The 21,713-nt window shown below is 53.5% G+C and carries 20 protein-coding genes and 2 tRNA genes; 2 read left to right on the top strand and 20 right to left on the bottom strand.

Annotated elements, in window-relative coordinates; all coding sequences use genetic code 11:
• Nucleotides 1–3 precede the first annotated feature (3 nt).
• The 8 genes from mrdB to leuS form a co-directional block, all read right to left on the bottom strand.
• Nucleotides 4–1,116 carry a peptidoglycan glycosyltransferase MrdB gene (gene mrdB, locus AC07RN_RS04030; protein ID WP_478335621.1) on the bottom strand — a complete coding sequence of 371 codons (1,113 nt, stop codon included), beginning with the start codon at nucleotides 1,114–1,116 and terminating at the stop codon, nucleotides 4–6.
• Between the two features lie 2 nt (nucleotides 1,117–1,118).
• The gene (gene mrdA / locus AC07RN_RS04025; protein WP_133630853.1) at nucleotides 1,119–3,020 is read right to left on the bottom strand and encodes a peptidoglycan DD-transpeptidase MrdA; all 1,902 of its coding nucleotides are present in this window, start codon (nucleotides 3,018–3,020) and stop codon (nucleotides 1,119–1,121) included.
• Nucleotides 3,021–3,048: 28 nt separating this feature from the next.
• Nucleotides 3,049–3,516 (bottom strand): 23S rRNA (pseudouridine(1915)-N(3))-methyltransferase RlmH, encoded by a 468-nt coding sequence (gene rlmH, locus AC07RN_RS04020; protein WP_012016571.1) that lies wholly within the window; start codon nucleotides 3,514–3,516, stop codon nucleotides 3,049–3,051.
• Nucleotides 3,517–3,519: 3 nt separating this feature from the next.
• The gene (gene rsfS, locus AC07RN_RS04015) at nucleotides 3,520–3,837 is read right to left on the bottom strand and encodes a ribosome silencing factor (protein WP_012016572.1); all 318 of its coding nucleotides are present in this window, start codon (nucleotides 3,835–3,837) and stop codon (nucleotides 3,520–3,522) included.
• A 258-nt stretch (nucleotides 3,838–4,095) separates the two neighbouring features.
• Nucleotides 4,096–4,767: a nicotinate-nucleotide adenylyltransferase gene (gene nadD / locus AC07RN_RS04010; RefSeq protein WP_235135084.1), complete on the bottom strand. Its 672-nt coding sequence runs from the start codon at nucleotides 4,765–4,767 to the stop codon at nucleotides 4,096–4,098.
• Nucleotides 4,760–5,791, bottom strand: coding sequence for a DNA polymerase III subunit delta (gene holA, locus AC07RN_RS04005; protein ID WP_478335620.1), 1,032 nt, complete (start codon nucleotides 5,789–5,791; stop codon nucleotides 4,760–4,762). The genes nadD and holA overlap by 8 nt, the downstream gene beginning before the upstream one ends.
• Nucleotides 5,791–6,360, bottom strand: a complete 570-nt coding sequence (gene lptE / locus AC07RN_RS04000; RefSeq protein ID WP_478335619.1) for an LPS assembly lipoprotein LptE — start codon at nucleotides 6,358–6,360, stop codon at nucleotides 5,791–5,793. The genes holA and lptE overlap by 1 nt, the downstream gene beginning before the upstream one ends.
• A 14-nt stretch (nucleotides 6,361–6,374) precedes the next feature.
• Nucleotides 6,375–8,957, bottom strand: a complete 2,583-nt coding sequence (gene leuS / locus AC07RN_RS03995; RefSeq protein ID WP_478335618.1) for a leucine--tRNA ligase — start codon at nucleotides 8,955–8,957, stop codon at nucleotides 6,375–6,377.
• A gap of 214 nt (nucleotides 8,958–9,171) precedes the next feature.
• On the opposite strand from leuS, the gene AC07RN_RS03990 reads away from it, so the two are divergent.
• Nucleotides 9,172–9,654 carry a zinc ribbon-containing protein gene (locus AC07RN_RS03990; protein ID WP_041689626.1) on the top strand — a complete coding sequence of 161 codons (483 nt, stop codon included), beginning with the start codon at nucleotides 9,172–9,174 and terminating at the stop codon, nucleotides 9,652–9,654.
• Between the two features lie 172 nt (nucleotides 9,655–9,826).
• Here AC07RN_RS03990 and rihA read toward each other — a convergent pair whose 3' ends face one another.
• The 10 genes from rihA to miaB form a co-directional block, all read right to left on the bottom strand.
• On the bottom strand, nucleotides 9,827–10,768 hold the full coding sequence (gene rihA / locus AC07RN_RS03985; protein ID WP_478335617.1) for a pyrimidine-specific ribonucleoside hydrolase RihA: 942 nt from the start codon (nucleotides 10,766–10,768) through the stop codon (nucleotides 9,827–9,829).
• 125 nt (nucleotides 10,769–10,893) lie between these two features.
• Complete coding sequence (locus AC07RN_RS03980; protein ID WP_012016579.1) at nucleotides 10,894–11,619, bottom strand: amino acid ABC transporter ATP-binding protein; 726 nt, start codon at nucleotides 11,617–11,619, stop codon at nucleotides 10,894–10,896.
• Nucleotides 11,616–12,293: a glutamate/aspartate ABC transporter permease GltK gene (gene gltK, locus AC07RN_RS03975; RefSeq protein WP_012016580.1), complete on the bottom strand. Its 678-nt coding sequence runs from the start codon at nucleotides 12,291–12,293 to the stop codon at nucleotides 11,616–11,618. The genes AC07RN_RS03980 and gltK overlap by 4 nt, the downstream gene beginning before the upstream one ends.
• Nucleotides 12,293–13,033, bottom strand: a complete 741-nt coding sequence (locus AC07RN_RS03970) for an amino acid ABC transporter permease (RefSeq protein ID WP_012016581.1) — start codon at nucleotides 13,031–13,033, stop codon at nucleotides 12,293–12,295. Before AC07RN_RS03970 ends, gltK begins: the two co-directional genes overlap by 1 nt.
• Before the next feature lie 155 nt (nucleotides 13,034–13,188).
• Nucleotides 13,189–14,094, bottom strand: coding sequence for an amino acid ABC transporter substrate-binding protein (locus AC07RN_RS03965; protein WP_012016582.1), 906 nt, complete (start codon nucleotides 14,092–14,094; stop codon nucleotides 13,189–13,191).
• Nucleotides 14,095–14,452: 358 nt separating this feature from the next.
• Nucleotides 14,453–15,991 (bottom strand): apolipoprotein N-acyltransferase, encoded by a 1,539-nt coding sequence (lnt, locus tag AC07RN_RS03960; protein WP_478335616.1) that lies wholly within the window; start codon nucleotides 15,989–15,991, stop codon nucleotides 14,453–14,455.
• A 5-nt stretch (nucleotides 15,992–15,996) separates the two neighbouring features.
• Nucleotides 15,997–16,875: a CNNM family magnesium/cobalt transport protein CorC gene (gene corC, locus AC07RN_RS03955; protein ID WP_012016584.1), complete on the bottom strand. Its 879-nt coding sequence runs from the start codon at nucleotides 16,873–16,875 to the stop codon at nucleotides 15,997–15,999.
• Nucleotides 16,876–16,978: 103 nt separating this feature from the next.
• Entirely contained in the window at nucleotides 16,979–17,446 is a 468-nt protein-coding gene (gene ybeY / locus AC07RN_RS03950) for an rRNA maturation RNase YbeY (protein WP_012016585.1), read from the bottom strand.
• Entirely contained in the window at nucleotides 17,443–18,489 is a 1,047-nt protein-coding gene (locus AC07RN_RS03945) for a PhoH family protein (RefSeq protein ID WP_478335615.1), read from the bottom strand. The genes ybeY and AC07RN_RS03945 overlap by 4 nt, the downstream gene beginning before the upstream one ends.
• Nucleotides 18,490–18,660: 171 nt before the next feature.
• On the bottom strand, nucleotides 18,661–20,085 hold the full coding sequence (gene miaB / locus AC07RN_RS03940; protein ID WP_012016587.1) for a tRNA (N6-isopentenyl adenosine(37)-C2)-methylthiotransferase MiaB: 1,425 nt from the start codon (nucleotides 20,083–20,085) through the stop codon (nucleotides 18,661–18,663).
• A gap of 136 nt (nucleotides 20,086–20,221) precedes the next feature.
• Here miaB and ubiF point away from each other — a divergent pair, with 136 nt between their 5' ends.
• Nucleotides 20,222–21,397, top strand: coding sequence for a 3-demethoxyubiquinol 3-hydroxylase (gene ubiF / locus AC07RN_RS03935; protein ID WP_478335614.1), 1,176 nt, complete (start codon nucleotides 20,222–20,224; stop codon nucleotides 21,395–21,397).
• A gap of 102 nt (nucleotides 21,398–21,499) precedes the next feature.
• Here ubiF and AC07RN_RS03930 read toward each other — a convergent pair.
• Both AC07RN_RS03930 and AC07RN_RS03925 read right to left on the bottom strand, forming a co-directional pair.
• Nucleotides 21,500–21,574: transfer RNA gene (locus AC07RN_RS03930), tRNA-Gln, on the bottom strand.
• A 37-nt stretch (nucleotides 21,575–21,611) separates the two neighbouring features.
• Nucleotides 21,612–21,686 (bottom strand) — tRNA-Gln (locus tag AC07RN_RS03925).
• Nucleotides 21,687–21,713: the final 27 nt, after the last annotated feature.

The raw sequence follows: 21,713 nt of genomic DNA, 5'->3' as shown, positions 1-21,713 counted from the left end.
TTTTTATACGCTCTTGGACAACATTTTTCTGTGGGTATGGATAGACATGACTATCCCGAACCCAGCCATCAAGACGATCAGTGCCGAGCCTCCGTAGCTTACCAGCGGGAGCGGCACGCCAACGACGGGCAGAATTCCACTCACCATACCAATATTTACGAAGACATAAACGAACAGAATCAACATCAACCCACCGGCCATGACGCGCCCGAATGTGGTTTGCGCATGTGCGGCAATCCACAGGCCACGCATAATCAGCAGCAGGTATAACCCCAGTAAAATCAAGATGCCCACCAGACCCAACTCTTCAGCCAGAACGGCGAAGATAAAGTCCGTGTGGCGCTCCGGCAGGAATTCAAGCTGCGACTGCGTACCGTGCAGCCAGCCTTTCCCCCGCAATCCACCGGAACCAATGGCAATCTTTGACTGAATAATATGATAGCCCGCGCCGAGCGGATCGGTTTCCGGATCAAGCAGCATCATGACACGCTGTCGCTGATAATCGTGCATCAGGAAGAACCACAGTATCGGTATAAAGGCGGCGATCAACACTACCGCGATCCCAATCAACCGCCAGCTCAACCCGGATAAGAACAGGACGAACAGGCCAGATAATGCGACGAGAATTGATGTCCCCAGGTCTGGCTGCGCTGCCACCAGGAGCGTTGGCAAGAAAATCAGCACCAGCGCGATAGCGGTATTTTTCAGCGAGGGCGGGCAGACGTCACGGTTGATAAAGCGGGCCACCATCAGCGGTACGGCGATTTTAGCAATTTCAGACGGCTGGAAACGCACAATCCCCAAGTCCAGCCAGCGCTGTGCCCCTTTTGAAATCGCCCCGAACGCATCGACAGCGATCAGCAGAATGATACAGACAAAGTATAGATAGGGCGCCCAGCCTTCGTAAACGCGCGGCGGAATTTGCGCCATTACTACCATGATCACCAGGCCCATCGCGATCTGGCCGATTTTGCGCTCCATCATGCCGATATCCTGCCCGCTGGCGCTCCAGATGACGAGGGCGCTATACGTCAGCAATGCCAGCAGGATCAGCAGCATCGCCGGGTCGATGTGGATTTTGTCCCACAGCGATTTTCTGTTCGGATTATCCTTCATGATTATTGGTCCTCCGCTGCGGTGGCGGCTGGGGTTTCAGCAGGTAGCTCGGTGTTGTTATCGCCCAGCATAATATGGTCGAGGATTTGGCGCATGATTGTCCCGACTGCCGGGCCAGCACCACCGTTCTCGAGAATCATCGCTACCGCAACCTGCGGATTATCATAAGGCGCAAATGCCGTCATGAGCTTATGGTCACGCAGACGTTCAGCAATTTTGTGCGCGTTATACGTTTCGTTCGCCTTCAGGCCAAAGACCTGCGCGGTACCTGATTTCGCCGCCACTTTGTACGGTGCGCCTGCGAAGTATTTATGTGCGGTGCCGTTCGGACGATTCGCCACGCCATACATGCCGTCTTTGGCAATTTCCCAGAAGCCGGAATGAATATCGCCCACCGGGGCTTCATGCGGTTGCGACCACGGCACTTGCTTACCATCTTCAACGGTGCTCATCAGCAGGTGCGGTACTTTCACCACGCCATCGTTAATGAGGATCATCATCGCTTTGCTCATCTGAATGGGCGTAGCGGTCCAGTAACCCTGGCCGATGCCGACCGGAATGGTGTCGCCTTGATACCACGGTTTTTTAAAGCGTTTGAGCTTCCACTCACGTGTCGGCATGTTCCCTGAGCGCTCTTCCGCCAGGTCAATGCCGGTGTAATGACCGTAACCAAATTTGCTCATCCACGCGGAGAGGCGATCGATGCCCAAATCATAGGCCACCTGGTAGAAGAAGGTATCTGCCGACTCTTCCAGCGATTTGGTGATATTGAGATGACCGTGACCCCATTTTTTCCAGTCACGATAACGTTTTTCAGAACCAGGCAACTGCCACCAGCCAGGGTCAAACAGGCTGGTATTGCGGTTGATCACGCCCGCACTCAACGCCGAGACGGCGACGTAAGGCTTAACGGTGGACGCTGGCGGGTAGACGCCTTGCGTTGCACGGTTAATCAGTGGGGTGTTCGGATCGTTAAGCAAGCCGGAATATTCTTTGCTTGAGATGCCATCAACAAACAGATTGGGATCGTAGCTTGGCATCGAAACCAGAGCCAGAATTCCCCCGCTACGCGGGTCGGTCACGACCACGGCCGCACGGCTGCCGGCCAGTAGCGTTTCAATATACTGCTGGAGCTTGAGATCGAGCGTCAGGTAGACGTCGTGGCCTGCTTGTGGAGGCACTTCTTTGAGCTGACGGATAACGCGACCGCGGTTGTTAACTTCAACCTCTTCATAGCCCGTCTGCCCGTGCAGCACGTCTTCATAATAGCGTTCAATGCCGAGCTTGCCGATATCATGGGTCGCGGCGTAGTTTGCTAGCTTGCCGTCTTTATCGAGGCGCTCAACGTCTTTATCGTTAATCTTAGAAACGTAGCCAATGACGTGCGTCAGCGCGGAGCCGTAAGGATAATAGCGACGCTTATAGCCTTTAACCTCAACACCCGGGAAGCGATACTGGTTCACCGCAAAGCGGGCGACCTGGACTTCCGTCAAATTGGTTTTCACCGGAATCGAGGTAAAACGGTGGGAACGCGCGCGCTCTTTCTTAAAGGTGGCGATGTCATCATCGGTGAGGTCGACCACCCCTTTCAGCGCATCCAGCGCGTCCTGCACATTATCCACTTTCTCCGGCATCATCTCGATTTGGTAGATGGTACGGTTTAACGCCAGCGGCGTGCCGTTACGGTCGTAGATAATGCCGCGGCTAGGCGCGATAGGCACCAGCTTGATGCGGTTTTCGTTGGAGCGCGTTTGATAGTCGGTAAAGCGGACGATTTGCAGATTATAGAGGTTGGCGATCAGCACGCCAGTCAGCAGCAAAATCCCGATAAAGGCGACCAAAGCCCGACGCACAAACAGCGCGGACTCAGCCGAATAGTCGCGAAAAGAATTCTGTAGTTTCATCCGCTGCTTAATTTGCCCTGGTCAATCATTACTCACGGTGATAAGGGTGGTTGGTAGTAATGCTCCACGCGCGGTAAAGGCTTTCCGCGACCAAAACCCGGACAAGCGGGTGAGGAAGCGTAAGCGCGGAGAGGGACCAACTTTGTTCTGCGGCCGCTTTACAAGCTGAGGATAATCCTTCTGGCCCGCCGATCAGCAGGCTGACGTCACGGCCATCCAGCTTCCAGCGCTCCAGTTCTTGCGCCAGCTGCGGCGTATCCCAGGGTTTGCCTGGGATATCAAGGGTAACGATGCGGTTCTTGCCAGCGGCAGCCAGCATCAACTCACCCTCTTTATCGAGAATACGCTTGATATCTGCGTTTTTACCGCGTTTTCCTGCTGGAATTTCCACCAGTTCGAACGGCATGTCTTTAGGAAAACGACGCAGATATTCAGTAAAACCCGTCTGTACCCAGTCTGGCATTTTTGTGCCGACGGCTACCAGTTGCAACTTCACGCATCAACCCCAGAGCTTTTCCAGCTCATACAGACGACGGCTTTCGTCCTGCATGACATGGACAATCACATCACCGAGGTCAACAACAACCCAGTCAGCAATGGCTTCGCCTTCCACACCCAGTGGCATAAGCCCTGCAGCGCGAGATTCCTGAACAACGTGGTCAGCAATTGAGGCAACGTGGCGAGTGGAAGTACCGGTGCAAATAATCATGCAGTCGGTGATACTGGAACGACCGTGAACGTCGATAGCGATGATGTCCTGACCTTTCAGGTCATCAATTTTGTCTATAACAAAATCCTGGAGTTCTTTACCCTGCAAGTTTTCCCCCTGGGTGAATGAAGTTGAGCAATGAGTGAGTAGCCTGGCAGTATACCTGAACTGACGGCTGTGTCGGGACAAATGTCACCAGACGGAATTTTTAAGGCGGGTATCATCCCATCCTCGGCCTGACAATGCATCGCCATTTTTGTAAAACAATTTCTGTAAAGCTATGACTGGCAGAAGTCAGGCTGCGGAGGATATCAGCCTGGAAGGGGCTGTCAATGGCACGGCATTGAATTAGCCGATTTTTCGCGCTTAGCCTGATGCATCTGTGCTTTTCTGATACAAACCTTGCTGGCGAATGTAGTCAAGCACGGGCGTGGGCAGCAATTCATCGCAGGGAAGTGCGTTTTGCAGCCGTTCACGTATCAACGTAGCAGAGATATCAAACCATGGCGTTTCGGCCAGATAAATTTTACCGGCTGGCAAATTATGCAAATCGTCCGCATTGTGCGTCAGATGCGCTTCAAGCCAGGACTGATACTGCTCGTCTTTCATCGTGAGCGGATAGCCTGGACGACGGCAAACGATGAGATGGCTGTTTTGCAGAATGGTTTCATACTGATGCCAGGTGGGGAAGTTCAGCAATGAGTCCTGGCCGATGATGAATCCTAATGGCCGGATCGGGCCTTGTTCTGCGCGCCACTCCATCAGAGTTTGCGAAGTGTACGAAGGCGTATCGCGGCGCAGTTCTCGCTCGTCTAACTGAAAAAGAGGTTTATCCGCGATGGCCAGTTCCAGCATGTACTTACGCTGTTCACTTGTGGCTTCGGGTTGAGGACGATGCGGCGGAACATTATTCGGCATGATTGTCACGCGCTGCAGGCCAATCAGATTCGCCAGTATTTCAACCGGTTTCAAATGCCCATAATGGACAGGATCGAACGTACCGCCAAAAAGTGCCTGTAAAGAGTTCATCTCAACCATCAATAAACACGTCTGCCAGCGCCTTATGACACAGCAGCAGCGAGAGGCTTTCCAGTTCGGCCCAAACCGACTGACCATAATCCTGTTTCAGCGTCAGCTCCGCGCGCGTCAGAAGTTGTACTGCCTGACGAAGCTGTTCGTGGCTCAGTCGGTTGACCGCTTCGGTGGTCATTGCCCGACGGTTTTGCCAGACACGATGTTTATCAAAAAGCGCGCGTAGCGGGGTGTTAGCTGACTGGCGTTTTAAGGTGTTAAGCAGTAACAATTCGCGCTGGATAGTGCGCAGCAAAATGACCGGCTCGCTGCCTTCCAGACGCAGCTGCTGCAAAATGTGCAGTGCGCGTTTACTTTTCGCCGCCAGCAGAGCATCGACCCAATAGAACGGGGTAAAGTGCGCCGCGTCGTTCACCGCCTGTTCAACGCGAGGTAAGGTGAGTTTGCCATCTGGCCACAGCAGCGACAGCCGATCCAGCGCTTGTGCGAGTGCCAGCAGGTTTCCCTCATAGCAATAACAAAGCAGCTGATTCGCGGCGTCATCCAGCTGGAGATTCAGTTGTTTTGCCCGGACCGCAACCCATTTTGGCAGTTGCGCCTGTTCAGGCGTCTGGCAGGTGACTTGAACGGAATGGGTCGCCAACTGGGTAAACCAGGCGGCATTTTCCTGCGCTTTGGTGAGCTTATTGCCGCGAACAATCAACAATAAATCAGAGTGCAGAAGGCTCACCAGCGTCGCGAGCTGCTCGTTAATGGCCGCGTTAGGACCATTTTCCGGGAGCTGGATCAGGAGCGTCTGGCGGGATGCAAAAAGGCTCATCGCCTGGCAAAGCGAAAAGATCGTCTGCCAGTCGGTGCTGTTATCAAGCTGGAAAGTATGGTGTTCGTCAAAGCCCTGAGAAACAGCAGCCTGACGCACAGCGTCCTGACTTTCCTGGAGCAAAAGCGGATCGTTTCCGAATAACAGATACGCCGCGCGCAGCCCTTCGTTGAGCTGCGCGCGGAGTTGTTCAGGATACAACCGAAGCATTAGTTACCCAGCGTCGTAGAGACGCGAGGTGCGGTTTCAGCCGGTTCAGGCTGGTCCGCTGTCGCTTCTTTAGAAGCAACCTGGATGCTTGGCAGTTTGCGGATCAGCTGTTCCGCAGCCTTGTCGTACATTTCATTAATGATAATTTGCTGCTCGGCGTCTTTTGCCAGTGCAGTTTGTGGGTTATCAAAGAACGAACGATAGACCTTGGTACTTATCGGGTAAATGTCGCGACCCGGAATCAGCACGGCAGCACTCACCGACATCACCATCTGGTATTCCGCGGTACGGCCATCCTGGAAGATGGACGCGGTATCTTTGCTCAGTGAAGAGCTTAATACACGGAATGATGGAATATCCTGGCGCAGCGTTCCTTTCTCGATCAGCTCAACGCCATTGAGACGCAGCTGGTTACGAATCGCACGGCTCAGTGGACCATTTGGGTCCCCCGAATCGAAGATCATCGTTTTCATTTGTTCAGGCACTGCAGTAGTGTTACGCAGATGCCAGCCACAACCTGCGGTGACGAGCACCGTCAGGGATAAGAGTAATGTTGCCAGTTGTCGCACGTTTCCTCCCGCGCTTAGCCAACGACCAGATTCAGCAGTTTACCGGGTACGTAGATCACTTTACGCACGGTAACGCCCTCAAGGTATTTCGCAACCAGATGTTCCTGGCCTGCGCGTTCACGAACCTGTTCTTCAGTTGCATCGACTGCAACGGTAATTTTACCACGCACTTTACCGTTAACCTGAACCACCACCAGCGTGGTGTTTTCAACCATCGCTGACTCATCAGCAACAGGCCACGGTGCGTTATCGATATCGCCTTCGCCTTTCAGTTCCTGCCACAAGGTAAAGCACGCATGTGGTGTGAACGGGTTCAGCATACGAACGACGGCCAACAGCGCCTCACGCATCAAGGCACGATCCTGCTCGCCTTCCTGCGGTGCTCTCGCCAGCTTGTTCATCAGTTCCATAATAGCCGCAATTGCAGTATTGAAGGTCTGACGACGACCAATATCATCGGTTACTTTTGCGATGGTTTTGTGAACATCGCGACGCAGTGCCTGCTGATCTTCGCTCAGCGCACCGACGTTCAGGGCTGGCGCTTCACCTTGAGACGTATGCTCGTAGACCAGTTTCCAGACGCGTTTCAGGAAGCGGTTCGCGCCTTCTACGCCAGATTCCTGCCATTCCAGCGTCATATCCGCCGGGGATGCAAACATCATGAACAAACGCACGGTATCGGCACCGTAACGTTCAACCATGACCTGCGGGTCGATGCCGTTGTTTTTGGACTTGGACATCTTGCTCATGCCGGTATAAACCAGCTCATTGCCCGCCGCGTCTTTCGCTTTCACGATACGGCCTTTCTCGTCGCGCTCAACGATCGCATCAACAGGGGAGACCCAGTTACGCTCACCGTTCACGCCGACATAGTAGAACGCATCCGCGAGAACCATGCCCTGACACAGCAGCTGTTTTGCTGGCTCGTCAGAGTTAACCAGACCCGCATCACGCATCAACTTGTGGAAGAAGCGGAAGTAGAGCAGGTGCATGATGGCGTGTTCAATACCGCCGATGTAAATATCCACCGGCAGCCAGTAGTTCGCGGCTTTGGAATCCAGCATACCTTCCTGATACTGCGGGCAAGTGTAGCGCGCGTAATACCAGGATGATTCCATAAAGGTGTCGAACGTATCCGTCTCACGCAGCGCTGGCTGACCGTTAACGGTGGTTTTCGCCCACTCAGGATCGGCTTTAATCGGGCTGCTGATACCGTCCATGACTACGTCTTCCGGCAAAATCACCGGCAGTTGGTCTTCTGGCGTTGGCAGCACGGTGCCATCTTCCAGGGTGACCATTGGAATCGGCGCCCCCCAGTAACGCTGACGGGAAACACCCCAGTCGCGCAGACGATAGTTCACTTTACGCTCGCCGACGCCCAGGGCAGCCAGTTTATCCGCGATGGCATTGAAGCCGTCTTCGAAGCTCAATCCGCTGAATTCACCAGAGTTAAACAGGGTGCCTTTTTCGGTCAGCGCTTGCTCAGACAGATCCGGTTCAGAACCGTCGGCGGCCAGGATAACCGGCTTGATGTTGAGACCGTATTTGGTCGCAAATTCGTAATCGCGCTGATCGTGGCCCGGAACGGCCATGACTGCACCCGTGCCGTATTCCATCAGCACAAAGTTGGCAGCCCAAACGGGAACCGCTTCACCTGTGAGTGGGTGAATCGCGTTAAACCCGGTCGCGACGCCTTTTTTCTCCATCGTGGCCATGTCGGCTTCTGCCACTTTGGTATTGCGGCATTCGTCGATGAAAGCGGCCAGCTCAGGATTGTTCGCAGCAGCCTGCTGTGCCAACGGATGACCCGCGGCAACGGCCAGGTAAGTTGCACCCATGAAGGTGTCAGGACGCGTGGTATACACCGTGAGTTTCTGATCGCTGTTTTCAACGTTGAAGGTGATTTCTACGCCTTCAGAACGGCCAATCCAGTTGCGCTGCATGGTTTTAACGGTGTCTGGCCAGTGATCCAGATTGTCCAGGTCGCGCAGCAACTCGTCAGCGTAAGCGGTGATTTTGATGAACCACTGTGGGATCTCTTTGCGCTCAACTTTGGTATCGCAGCGCCAGCAGCAGCCGTCGATAACCTGTTCGTTCGCGAGAACGGTCTGGTCGTTCGGACACCAGTTCACCGCAGAGGTTTTCTTGTACACCAGGCCTTTTTTGTACAGCTCGGTGAAGAATTTTTGCTCCCAACGATAATACTCTGGGGTGCAGGTCGCCAGCTCGCGGCTCCAGTCATAACCGAAGCCCAGCATTTTGAGCTGGTTTTTCATGTACGCGATGTTGTCGTAAGTCCACGGCGCAGGGGCCGTGTTGTTTTTCACCGCCGCGCCTTCCGCAGGCAGGCCAAACGCATCCCAGCCAATCGGTTGCAGGACGTTTTTACCGAGCATACGCTGGTAGCGCGCGATCACATCACCGATGGTGTAGTTACGCACGTGGCCCATATGTAGTCGACCAGAAGGATAGGGAAGCATCGACAGGCAGTAATACTTCTCTTTGCTCTCGTCTTCAGTGACTTCGAAAGTACGCTTCTCGTCCCAGTGTTGCTGGACTTTTGTTTCTATCTCTTCCGGGCGGTATTGCTCTTGCATGGCAGCCAGTGGTCCTGTTCTCAATACAGCTACAAACGTAGCCAATGGATGGGGAATTTCAGATCCGCCTAGCATAGCCCAAACGTCCGCCTCAAAACAGCCTTTCCCAAAAAACGCGCTTGCAGGAATTTACGCAGAGTGTGGATGACCTGACACAGCGCTTCGCAAATAAGGTCTATCATTAGAGACAGTTACTTACCCGGGAGGCGAAATGATGAACAAGGTTGCTCAATATTACCGCGAACTGGTAGCCACACTGACGGAACGGCTGCGCAACGGAGAACGCGATATCGACGCGCTGGTGGAACAGGCTCGTGCGCGGGTCGTGCAAACGGGTGAATTAACGCGTACCGAAGTCGAAGAGGTGACGCGGGCCGTGCGGCGCGATCTTGAAGAGTTCGCGCGAAGCTACCAGGAGAGCCAAAATGAGGTCACTGACAGCGTATTTATGCGCGTCATCAAAGAAAGTCTGTGGCAGGAGCTGGCGGATATTACCGATAAAACCCAGCTGGAATGGCGCGAAGTTTTCCAGGATCTAAATCACCACGGCGTGTATCACAGCGGCGAAGTGGTGGGATTGGGGAATCTGGTGTGCGAAAACTGTCACTTCCACCTGGCGGTGTACACCCCCGACGTGCTGCCGCGCTGCCCTAAATGTGGCCACGATCAATTCCAGAGACGGCCGTTTGAGCCGTAGGTAGAAGCAAAACGGCAACCCTGTTGCCGTTTTTGATGTTTGCTCCCTCTCCCGTGGGAGAGGGCTGGGGTGAGGGCATCAGACCGCACATGGTAAAAGCAAAACGGCAACTTCGTTGCCGTTTTTTGATGTTTGCTCCCTCTCCTTGTGGGAGAGGGCTGCGGTGAGGGCATTAGCGTATACTAAACTGTGCAAGCCGCTCCGCCAGTAAATCCACAAAGCCCTGCCTGTCGATATCGACCATCAGCGTTGTATTCGGTTTGTTACCGGTCAGCGAATAATAATCCACCACCGTCATCCCTTGCGTGTATTTCCCCTGCGTTTCCACACCGACCCAACGATCAACAGTGGTAAACAGTTCTGGTTTTAACAGCCAGGCAATCGTGCACGGATCGTGTAACGGCGCGCCATGGAATCCCCATTTTTCCGCTTTATGGTATTCCATAAAGAAGTCGAGCAATTCAGCTACGGTGGTCGCAACGGGGTTGCCAATCGCGCGGAAACGCTCAACGTCGGCTGACATAATTTGCGCGCGATGGGTGACGTCCAGGCCTGCCATCACAATCGGTAAGCCAGACTGGAACACGATCTCAGCCGCTTCGGGATCGACAAACATGTTGAATTCGGCGGCAGGCGTCCAGTTTCCTAGCCCCATTGATCCGCCCATGATCACAATGCGCGCGATCTTACGGTGCAGCTCTGGATGGCTATTGAGCAGCAGCGCCACGTTCGTTTGCGGGCCGGTTGCCACTAGCGTGACAGGCTCATCGCTTTCGCGCAGCACCTTGGCCATCAGCTCAACCGCCGTACAAGCCTGGGGTTTGAAAGCCGGTTCTGGCAGTGCAGGGCCATCAAGGCCGGTCTCACCATGGACGTTGTCAGCAATAATCAAGTCGCGCATCAGGGGCTTGCGCGCGCCACCCGCCACCGGGATATCGGTACGGTTAAGCAACGTCAACATGCGCAATACGTTACGCAGCGTTTTGTCGGGCGTTTGATTTCCAGCGGAAGAGGTCACGGCTTTGAGTGCTAACTCCGGTGACGCGAGGGCAAGAACAAGTGCGATAGCGTCATCATGACCCGGATCGCAATCGAGAATAATAGGCAGTGCCATAGCGTTCTGTTCTCCATTCTGAGCGTGAGTTTGTGACAAGGTTAACGCCGCGATGTGAAACAGACGAGAAAAAGAGAGGCAAAGCGTGAAGTCGTGCGCAATCCAAAGATTGCGCACGGTATTGATTAATGCAGGATTTTTGCGAGGAAGTCTTTAGCGCGATCGGATTGCGGATTGGCAAAGAAATCCTCTTTCGGAGAATCTTCGACAATCTTGCCTTCATCCATAAAGATCACGCGATTCGCCACTTTACGGGCAAAGCCCATTTCGTGGGTCACCACCATCATGGTCATGCCTTCGTGAGCCAGCTCAACCATGACGTCCAGCACTTCGTTAATCATCTCTGGATCGAGTGCGGAAGTGGGTTCATCGAACAGCATGGCAATCGGATCCATACACAGCGCGCGGGCGATAGCCACGCGTTGCTGCTGGCCGCCAGAAAGCTGCGCCGGGAACTTATTCGCATGGGCAGACAACCCGACACGTTCCAGAAGCTTTAACCCTTTTTCACGCGCGGCAGTTTTGTTGCGCTTGAGCACTTTAATCTGCGCCAGTGTCAGGTTCTCGATGATCGACAGATGCGGGAACAGCTCAAAGTGCTGGAACACCATGCCGACATGAGAACGCAACTTGGCGAGGTCCGTGCTTTTGGCGTTCACTTTAGTGCCATCGACCGTAATCTCACCCTGCTGAACAGGTTCAAGACCGTTAACGGTTTTGATAAGCGTAGATTTACCGGAACCTGACGGTCCGCAAACCACCACCACTTCGCCTTTTTTCACTTCCGTTGAGCAGTCGGTCAGCACCTGAAAGTGCCCATACCATTTTGAAACATTTTTCAGGGAAATCATTGCACTGTCCTTTTCTTCAGCCAGCTGACCAATAGCGATGCACTTAAACTAATTGCAAAATAAACCGCACCTGCGAACAGGATCATCTCCACCTGCGTACCGTCACGCTCACCGATTGTGGAGGCTGTACGGAAGAAGTCCGCGAGGCTCAGCACATACACCAGCGACGTATCCTGGAAGAGGACTATGCCCTGCGTGAGCAGCAGTGGAACCATGGCGCGAAACGCCTGCGGCAGAATAATGAGCTTCATTGACTGCCAGTGAGTCATCCCCAGCGCAAGCGCTGCGCTGGATTGCCCACGCGAAATGCTCTGAATACCTGCGCGAATAATTTCGGAATAATAAGCCGCCTCAAACATCGAGAAAGCGACCATCGCAGAGATCAGGCGGATATCCGCTTTCGGCGAAAGCCCAAGTACATTTTGCAACAGACCCGGTACGATCAGATAAAACCACAGCAGCACCATTACCAGTGGAATGGAGCGGAAAACATTGACATAAGCCGTGGCGAACCAGGCGAACGGTTTAAAGCTCGACAGGCGCATGACCGCCAGAATTGTGCCCCAGACAATACCGATAACGATGGCGATGACGGTGATTTTTAAGGTAATCAACAGCCCGTCCAACAGATACGGCATCGATGGGACGATGGAACTCCAGTCAAACTCGTACATTATTTGCCCCCCAGATTGCCCGGCAGGCGAGTTTTACGTTCAACCAAGTTCATCACCAGCATGATGACAGTATTAATCAGCACATAGGCGAGCGTGATTGCGGTGAAGGATTCCCACGCGTGCGCGGAGTAATCCAAAAGCTTGCCCGCTTGCGCCGCCATATCGACCAGACCGATGGTCGAGGCGATGGCGGAATTCTTCACCAGGTTCATCATCTCTGAGGTCATTGGTGGCACGATCACGCGATAGGCGTTTGGCAGCAGCACGTAGCGGTAGGCTTGTGGCAGCGTCAGCCCCATCGCCAGCGCGGCATTTTTTTGCCCGCGCGGCAGAGACTGGATGCCCGAACGAACCTGCTCACAGACGCGCGCCGCGGTGAACAATCCAAGGCAGAGCATGGAGGAGACGAAGAACTGAATGTTAGGGTCCAGTTCCGACTTAAACCACATCCCGAGATTTTCAGGTAGCAGTTCAGGAACGACCAGATACCACGTAAAGAACTGCACGATTAACGGAACGTTACGGAACAGTTCAACGTAAAGTGTGCCAAGAGAAGAGAGAAAGCGGTTAGGTACGGTACGCAAAATACCGAACAGTGAGCCGACAAGGAAAGCGATAATCCAGGCTGTTATCGACAGCGCAACGGTGACCTGAAAACCGCTCCACAGCCAGCCGAGATAGGTTGTGTTGCCGAACGGGGCTTGTTGCAGAAAAATGCCCCAGTTCCAGTCTATTGACATAATCAACTCCAGAAAAAAAAGGGTAGCAGCGCTACCCTCGAAGATTGGTGAGAAGCTCAATTTTCGCGCTGAGTGGGGAACGACCACTCAGCGTATAGTCTGTCCACGCTTCCCGACAATCGAGAGGGCAGGAGATCCCGCCCCTATGGTTCTAATTAGTTAAGTGCTTTGTCGTTTGGTTCTTTGAACAGGGCTTTCATGTCGCTAGACAGTTCAAAGTTCATGTTGAGATTTTTTGGTGGAATCGGGTTCTTGAACCACTTATCGAACCATTTTTCCGCTTCGCCAGACGTCTGCGTCTTCGCGATGGTGTCATCGATCAGCTTTTTGAAGTCCGCATCGTCTTTACGCAGCATGCAGCCGTAAGCTTCTTTGGACTGCGCTGTGCCAACGATTTCCCAGTTGTCTGGTTTCTTCGCTTTCGCACGTTCGCCAGCCAGCAGAGCATCATCCATCATGAAGGCTACCGCACGACCGCTTTCCAGCGTACGGAAGGAGTCACCGTGGTCTTTCGCGCTGATGATGCGCATGTCCATTTTCTTCTCTTCATTCAGCTTGTGCAGCAGAACTTCAGAAGTGGTACCCGAGGTCACAACAACCGCTTTGCCTTTCAGGTCCGCGAAGTCTTTGATGTCGCCGCCTTTTTTGGTCAGCAGACGCGTACCCACCACGAAAATGGTGTCGGAGAAGGCCGCTTGTTTTTGACGCTCAAGGTTGTTCGTTGTAGAACCACATTCAAAATCGAAGGTGCCGTTTTGCAGCAGCGGAATACGGTTTTGTGAGGTAATTGGAATCAGCTTCACCTCAAGATCGGGCTTGTTCAGCTTTTTCTTGACGGCTTCAACGATTGCGTTGGAGTAATCCTGTGAGTAACCCACGACTTTTTGCGTGTTGTCGTAGTATGAGAACGGGACGGAAGATTCACGGTGGCCGACCACGATCACGCCATTTTTGGCAATCTTGTCGAGAGTGCTCCCGGCAGCCGGGGCGTCTTCAGCGTGAACGACGCTTGCGGACATTCCCATCACCAGCATTGCTGTGGCCAGTTTACGTAATTGCATACCCAACTCCTTTTATTATCTGCGCCAGAGACGCATCGATACCCATTGTGATGTTGTTATATCTCGCGCTATGCGAGTGCAGTGTTATGCAAGCTTGTTAACATTTAGTCTGGCTTAATGTAAAGATTTTGCTGCGTTATTGTTTATTTTTGCGAAGCGCGCCGCACCATTCAAAGGCAAAAATCTCTCGTTGCACCGTTTCGGTGCTACCTATGAACTGCGATGGTGCGACTGAGTTGCACGTTAAGCCAAACGACTGAATATGTGATTTAACAAAGCAATAGGTGTGCCAGAAATGGCAGATAAGGCAGGATTTGTTTGCCCGGCACACAACGCGTGGCCGGGCTAGAGGAAGGGCTTAACGACGACGCTGGCGTAAACTCATGAGCAGCGCGCCAAAACCAAACAGCGCAGTCAGGATCCACAGCGGCCAGTTCCCGGTACGAGCGTATGGCGTCAGGCCAGTGGTCGGCGTGACTTTCGTGGTTAATACCGCACGGGTAAACTGCGGGATCATTGCCTGGATTTCGCCCTGCGGACCAATCACTGCGGTGATGCCGTTATTGGTGCTGCGCAGTAGCGGTCGGGCCAGTTCCAGCGAACGCATACGCGCCATCTGGAAGTGTTGCCATGGGCCAATCGACTTACCAAACCAGGCATCATTCGAAATGGTCAGCAGATAATCGGTGTCCGGGCGGAAGTTGTCGCGGACCTGCTCGCCAAGAATGATTTCGTAGCAAATAGCAGGGGTCAGCGCTAACCCATGCGCATGCAGTTGTGGCTGAACGTAGGGGCCGCGGCTAAACGACGACATCGGCAGATCGAAGAAGGGTGCCAACGGTCGCAGAATCGATTCCAGAGGGACAAATTCGCCAAACGGAACCAGATGGTTTTTGTTGTAGCGGTTGGTCGACTCGTAGCTGTACGGATTGTCTTTCCCGAGCGTAATGATGGTGTTGTAGGTGTCGTAACGGTTTTGCTTGTTCAGCCGCGCGTCGACAATCCCGGTGATCAGGGTGCTATTACGGGCACGCAGCAGATCGTCCATCATGCTCAGAAAACGTTGCTGATTGATTTCCAGATCCGGAATCGCAGATTCAGGCCAGATAATCAGCTGCGATTTACCCATCTCTTTTTGCGTCGCATCGAGATAGATTTTCAGGGTGTTAATCAGCTGATTCTCGTCCCACTTCAGGGACTGAGGGATATTGCCCTGCACCATAGACACCTGGGTGGCGCGTTCAGGCTCCAGCGTAAACCACTGGATATAACGCAGCGGGAAGGGCAGTGCGAACAGCACAACCGCGATAACCAGTGGTTTCCAGTGACGTTTAATCAGCGCCAGAACGAGCAGGCTGCTGACCACCATCAGCAGGAAGTTGATCGCCTCAACGCCCATGACAGGTGCCAGCCCTTTCAATGGACCATCAATCTGGCTGTAACCGAACTGGAGCCACGGGAACCCGGTTAAGACCCATCCGCGCAGGAATTCGGTGATTTGCCAGACGACAGGCGCAGCAATGGCCACACGAATCCAGGTCGTTTTAGGCCACAGGCGAGAAAGAATGCCTGCAAACAAACCGGTATACAGTGAAAGATAAGCGGCCAGCAGCACCACAAGGAACACGTTAACCGGCCCCGGCATTCCGCCAAACTGCGCGATACTGACGTACACCCAATTGATGCCTGAACCGAACAGGCCAAGCCCCCAGAAGTAGCCGATTGCGGCGGCCTGTACCGGACGACGGTTAAGCGTTAATCCTTGCAAACCCATCAGCGAAATAAGGGCTGCGGGCCAGATGTCGTAAGGAGAAAAAGCCAGCGTTCCGCTGGCTCCGAGTAACAGCGCCAGCAGCAAACGTACGCGCTGGCGTTCAAATAATGGGGCAAATGCCATTTACATTAGTCTTCCAGTTTTGGTACCGGGGAGTCGTCCGGCATTCTGACGTGAACCTGTATAATACGGCGACTGTCGGCCATGGCGACCTTAAACTGGTAACCGTCGATTTCAACGGATTCGCCACGCGCAGGAAGATGACCAAACGCCTGCATCACCAAACCACCGATGGTATCGACTTCTTCATCGCTGAAGTGGGTGCCGAATGTCTCGTTGAACTCTTCAATAGAGGCCAGCGCGCGCACGGTCCAGGTATGACGACTTAGCTGACGGAATTCGATATCGTCTTCTTCGTCATATTCGTCTTCAATTTCGCCGACAATCAGTTCGAGAATGTCTTCAATCGTAACAAGGCCAGAAACGCCGCCAAATTCATCGATAACAATCGCCATGTGGTAGCGTTGGGAGCGGAACTCTTTCAGCATGCGGTCAACACGCTTACTTTCCGGAACCACCACCGCCTGGCGTAACACTTTTTCCATGCTGAAGGCTTCGGAATCGCTGCGCATAAACGGCAGCAGATCTTTCGCCATCAGAATCCCTTCGATGTGATCTTTGTCTTCGCTGATGACAGGGAAACGCGAGTGGGCGGATTCGATAATGACATCGAGGCACTCGTCCAACGTTTGGTTGCGTTTCAGGGTAATCATCTGCGAGCGGGGAATCATGATATCGCGAACGCGCTGGTCGGCGATGTCCATGACCCCTTCGAGCATTTCGCGCGTATCTTCGTCGATAAGATCGTTCTGCCCGGAATCACGAATCAGCTCCAGAAGTTCATCACGATTTTTCGGTTCACCGTGGAAAAGCTGGCTCAGAATGAGGGAGAAAAATCCCTTCTTACTGGTTGTCGTGTCGCTACTGTGTGAATTGTCGTCGCTCATGGCGTTTGTTAAGGGTTCTCTCGTCAGTGTAAAGCGCACCGCCGCAGGAAATATCCCTTTGCGGCGGCATGATTTGTCAGTTCAGCTATTGAAGCTTAACTGACTATTCTTTCTCGGCAATGTACGGATCCTCATAGCCCAGAGCAAGCATTATCTCTGTCTCAAGGGATTCCATCTCTTCCGCTTCTTCGTCTTCGATATGATCGTAGCCAAGCAGATGCAGGCTACCGTGAATGACCATATGCGCCCAGTGCGCGTCGAGCGGTTTTTGCTGTTCTTTGGCTTCCTGTTCAACCACCTGGCGGCAGATAATCAAATCGCCCAGCAACGGCAACTCAATACCTGGAGGCGCTTCAAACGGGAACGAGAGCACGTTGGTTGGCTTATCTTTCCCGCGATAGGTCAGGTTGAGCTCGTGGCTTTCTGCTTCATCCACCACACGAATCGTCACTTCTGACTCTTCCTGGAACTGGGGAATCACCGCGTCCAGCCATTTCTGGAACTGACTCTCTTCCGGCAAACCGGAATTGTCTTCACATGCCAGCTGTAAATCGAGGATCACCTGACTCATTTATTCTCTTGCTCCTGGGATTCGCGTTTGCGTTCCGCTGCCTGTTCTTCTTTACGTTTTTGCTCTGCTTCTTCCCACACCTCATAGGCGTTAACGATGCGCGCTACCACCGGATGGCGGACCACGTCTTCGCTGTTGAAGAAGTTAAAGCTGATTTCGTCTACATCCGCCAGCACTTCGATGGCGTGGCGCAGACCGGATTTCGTGCTGCGCGGCAGGTCGATCTGGGTAATATCGCCGGTAATCACTGCTTTCGAGTTGAAGCCAATACGCGTCAGGAACATCTTCATCTGTTCGATGGTGGTGTTCTGGCTTTCATCAAGAATAATAAACGCGTCATTCAGCGTACGGCCGCGCATATAAGCCAGCGGGGCGACTTCGATGACGTTTCGTTCAATCAGCTTTTCGACTTTTTCAAAGCCCAGCATTTCGAACAGGGCGTCATACAGTGGGCGGAGATACGGATCGACTTTCTGGCTCAAATCGCCGGGCAGGAAGCCCAGTTTTTCACCCGCTTCAACCGCAGGGCGGGTCAGCAGAATTCGACGAATGTCCTGGCGTTCCAGCGCATCGACCGCCGCCGCAACGGCCAGATAGGTTTTACCCGTACCCGCAGGGCCGACGCCAAACGTGATGTCATGATCAAGAATGTTGGCGATGTACTGCGCCTGATTTGGCGTGCGTGGCTTGATGACGCCGCGCTTGGTTTTGATGTTAATCACTTTGCCGTATTCAGGAACGCTGTCCGCGCTCTGTTCCAGCACGCGTGCTTCTTTAATCGCGAGGTGAATTTTTTCTGGCTCAATATCCTGCGTCTCTCCGCGCATCGGGGCGGTATCGACATACAGGCTGCGCAGGATATCTGCCGCGGCGTTGACGCAGATGGTGCGTCCGGTGAGTTTGAAGTGATTATCGCGACGATTGATTTCAATACCCAGACGTCGCTCCAGTTGTTTGATGTTGTCATCAAACGGCCCGCACAGGCTCAGCAGGCGAGCGTTGTCTGCTGGCTCAAGGGACATTTCACGCGTTTCTGTATTCAAACTGTTCCTCTTAATGTGTGTATTGCCGGACTGCGAAATGCAAATCCGGCCTACAGACGAGTCGTCATAACGAAATTATTCACGCCACAGATTAAAGGCGCAAGCTTATGCTTGCATATTGGGGACGCAGAAGGGAATTACAAGGCCTGCCAGACGGGCAGGCCTGACGCATCACGGCTGATACACCACCGCGCCGGAATCATTTTCTTTGCGCGTACGGGCAATGACGGAGGCAGGTGTTTCCGCTACCCGCAGTCCCATCTGATCTTCTGTACGGACCACTTTGCCACGCATGGAGTTGGTGAGTACTTCCAGAATTTCAATGTCGACAAACTTACCGATCATGTCCGGCGTGCCTTCAAAGTTGACCACGCGGTTGTTCTCGGTGCGGCCTGAAAGCTGCATAACGCTTTTACGCGACGTGCCTTCCACCAGAATACGTTGGGTCGTGCCAAGCATGCGACGACTCCAGGCCGTAACCTGCTGGTTAATACGCTCTTGCAAAATATACAGGCGCTGTTTCTTCTCTTCTTCCGGCACATCGTCAACCATATCGGCAGCAGGTGTTCCCGGACGCGCGGAGAAGATAAAGCTAAAGCTGACGTCGAAATTGATTTCCCCGATAAGCTTCATGGTGCGCTCAAAATCATCGGTCGTTTCGCCAGGGAAGCCGACGATAAAATCGGAACTTATCTGAATATCCGGGCGCGCTTCACGCAGCTTACGGATGATAGCTTTGTACTCCAGCACGGTATGGGTGCGGCCCATCAGGTTCAGCACGCGGTCAGACCCGCACTGAACCGGAAGGTGCAAGAAACTTACCAGCTCTGGGGTATCGCGATAAACGTCGATGATGTCATCCGTGAATTCGATCGGATGGCTGGTGGTAAAGCGCACGCGATCGATACCGTCGATAGCGGCAACCAGACGCAGCAGTTCGGCAAAAGTACCGATGCTGCCATCGTAGTTTTCGCCGCGCCAGGCGTTAACGTTCTGTCCTAGCAGGTTAACTTCACGTACGCCTTGCGCCGCAAGCTGGGCGACTTCAAACAGGATGTCATCGCACGGACGGCTGACTTCTTCGCCGCGGGTGTACGGCACCACGCAGTAGGTGCAGTATTTATTGCAGCCTTCCATGATAGAGACAAACGCGCTCGGCCCGTCTGCACGGGGCTCCGGCAGGCGGTCGAATTTTTCGATTTCCGGGAAGCTGACATCGACAACCGGGCTGCGGTCGCCGCGCACCGAGTTGATCATTTCCGGCAGGCGATGCAAGGTCTGCGGGCCAAATACGATATCAACGTAAGGGGAGCGGGTGCGAATCAGTTTGCCTTCTTGGGAGGCCACGCAACCGCCGACACCGATGATCAGATCCGGATTTTTCTTTTTGAGAAGTTTCCAGCGGCCTAACAGATGGAAGACTTTTTCCTGCGCTTTTTCACGAATTGAGCAGGTGTTAAGCAGCAGCACATCGGCTTCTTCTGCGAGTTCGGTCAGTTCATACCCGTGGGTCGCATTCAGCAGATCGGCCATCTTCGATGAATCGTATTCGTTCATCTGACAGCCCCAGGTTTTTATATGGAGTTTTTTAGTCATCGACTTGCTCAGGCTCAGGATTGCAAGCCGCGTATTGTAATGCTTTGGTGGGGTTGTGACCAGTATGAAGGTTGGCAGCCGCAAGGGCGTAAAAATCCGGTAAACTTAAGGGATTCTCTTAAAAGGATTATTGACCATGACACTCCAACAAACCGAAATCGCCGTGGTCGGCGGCGGGATGGTCGGCGGCGCACTAGCGCTCGGGCTGGCACAACAGGGATTTCAGGTAACGGTCATCGAACAGGCCGCGCCACCTGCGTTTGATAATACGCAGCAACCCGATGTGCGGATCTCCGCGATCAGTGCGGCATCGGTGGATCTTCTGCGTGGGCTAGGGATATGGGATGCAATTCTGGCGATGCGCGCCCATCCGTATCGTCGTCTCGAAACTTGGGAGTGGGAAAATGCCCATGTCACGTTTGACGCTTCTGAGCTCAAACTGCCGCTGCTGGGTTACATGGTGGAAAATAATGTTCTGCAACTGGCGCTCTGGCAGGCGCTTGAAGCACATCCCAACGTCATGTTGCGCGTCCCGGCTTCGCTGAAAGCACTTCATCGTCACGACGGTGGGTATTTGCTCGAATTGGATAACGGCGATGAGCTGGCGGTGAAGCTGATCGTTGGGGCGGACGGCGCGAATTCGCAGGTTCGCCAGATGGCGGGGATTGGTATTCATGCCTGGCAGTATCAGCAGTCTTGTATGCTTATTACGGTTAAATGCGAGAACGATCCAGGTAACAGCACCTGGCAGCATTTTACGCCAAACGGTCCGCATGCCTTTTTGCCGCTTTTTGAACACTGGGCGTCACTGGTGTGGTACGACACACCTGCGCGAATTCGTCAGCTTCAGGGGCTGTCGATGGAGCAGTTACAGCGCGAAATTGAGCACCACTTCCCGGCACGGCTCGGTAAGGTGACTCCGGTTGCGGCGGGCGGTTTCCCGTTAACGCGTCGGCATGCGCTGCAATATGCCCAGGACGGACTGGCGCTGGTGGGCGATGCGGCGCATACCATTCATCCGCTGGCAGGGCAGGGCGTGAATCTCGGTTATCGTGATGTCGAGGCTTTGCTGGATGTATTACACAGTGCGCGAGGACACGCAGAGCCCTGGGCGAGTGCAGCGGTGCTTAAGCGCTACCAGACGCGGCGTATGGCGGATAATTTCCTGATGCAGTCGGGGATGGATCTGTTTTACGCGGGATTCAGCAACGATTTAGGACCGGTACGTATTCTGCGTAATTTAGGCTTAATGGCAGCGGAACGTGCCGGTGGTCTTAAGCGTCAGGCTTTGAAGTACGCCCTGGGTCTTTAATCTTTGTACCGACAATGCCCTTATCCCTTCGGGGAGAGGGCCTAGAGCCAACTATACGGCAAAAACAAAAAAGCCCGCAGAGCGGGCTTTTTTGTAACTTATTGGCTGGGGTGCAGGGATTCGAACCCCGGAATGCTGGTATCAGAAACCAGTGCCTTACCGCTTGGCGACACCCCAATTGCGTTAAACAAAAGGGTCAACGACTTTTTAAAATTGGCTGGGGTACGAGGATTCGAACCTCGGAATGCTGGTATCAGAAACCAGAGCCTTACCGCTTGGCGATACCCCAACAATTTTTTCTGGGTGACCGAAGTAA

The organism is Lelliottia sp. GFLA7, from assembly GCF_056490165.1.
The sequence above is the reverse complement of the archived record's forward strand: the minus strand, read 5'-3'. Positions and strand labels throughout refer to the sequence as shown.

Bases quoted from the DNA above. Each gene is read 5' to 3' on its own strand.
- mrdB (WP_478335621.1), bottom strand. From the start codon at position 1,116: ATGAAGGATAATCCGAACAGAAAATCGCTGTGGGACAAAATCCACATC.
- mrdA (WP_133630853.1), bottom strand. From the start codon at position 3,020: ATGAAACTACAGAATTCTTTTCGCGACTATTCGGCTGAGTCCGCGCTG.
- nadD (WP_235135084.1), bottom strand. From the start codon at position 4,767: ATGGTTGAGATGAACTCTTTACAGGCACTTTTTGGCGGTACGTTCGAT.
- holA (WP_478335620.1), bottom strand. From the start codon at position 5,791: ATGCTTCGGTTGTATCCTGAACAACTCCGCGCGCAGCTCAACGAAGGG.
- leuS (WP_478335618.1), bottom strand. From the start codon at position 8,957: ATGCAAGAGCAATACCGCCCGGAAGAGATAGAAACAAAAGTCCAGCAA.
- AC07RN_RS03990 (WP_041689626.1), top strand. From the start codon at position 9,172: ATGAACAAGGTTGCTCAATATTACCGCGAACTGGTAGCCACACTGACG.
- rihA (WP_478335617.1), bottom strand. From the start codon at position 10,768: ATGGCACTGCCTATTATTCTCGATTGCGATCCGGGTCATGATGACGCT.
- AC07RN_RS03980 (WP_012016579.1), bottom strand. From the start codon at position 11,619: ATGATTTCCCTGAAAAATGTTTCAAAATGGTATGGGCACTTTCAGGTG.
- gltK (WP_012016580.1), bottom strand. From the start codon at position 12,293: ATGTACGAGTTTGACTGGAGTTCCATCGTCCCATCGATGCCGTATCTG.
- AC07RN_RS03970 (WP_012016581.1), bottom strand. From the start codon at position 13,033: ATGTCAATAGACTGGAACTGGGGCATTTTTCTGCAACAAGCCCCGTTC.
- AC07RN_RS03965 (WP_012016582.1), bottom strand. From the start codon at position 14,094: ATGCAATTACGTAAACTGGCCACAGCAATGCTGGTGATGGGAATGTCC.
- lnt (WP_478335616.1), bottom strand. From the start codon at position 15,991: ATGGCATTTGCCCCATTATTTGAACGCCAGCGCGTACGTTTGCTGCTG.
- corC (WP_012016584.1), bottom strand. From the start codon at position 16,875: ATGAGCGACGACAATTCACACAGTAGCGACACGACAACCAGTAAGAAG.
- ybeY (WP_012016585.1), bottom strand. From the start codon at position 17,446: ATGAGTCAGGTGATCCTCGATTTACAGCTGGCATGTGAAGACAATTCC.
- miaB (WP_012016587.1), bottom strand. From the start codon at position 20,085: ATGACTAAAAAACTCCATATAAAAACCTGGGGCTGTCAGATGAACGAA.
- ubiF (WP_478335614.1), top strand. From the start codon at position 20,222: ATGACACTCCAACAAACCGAAATCGCCGTGGTCGGCGGCGGGATGGTC.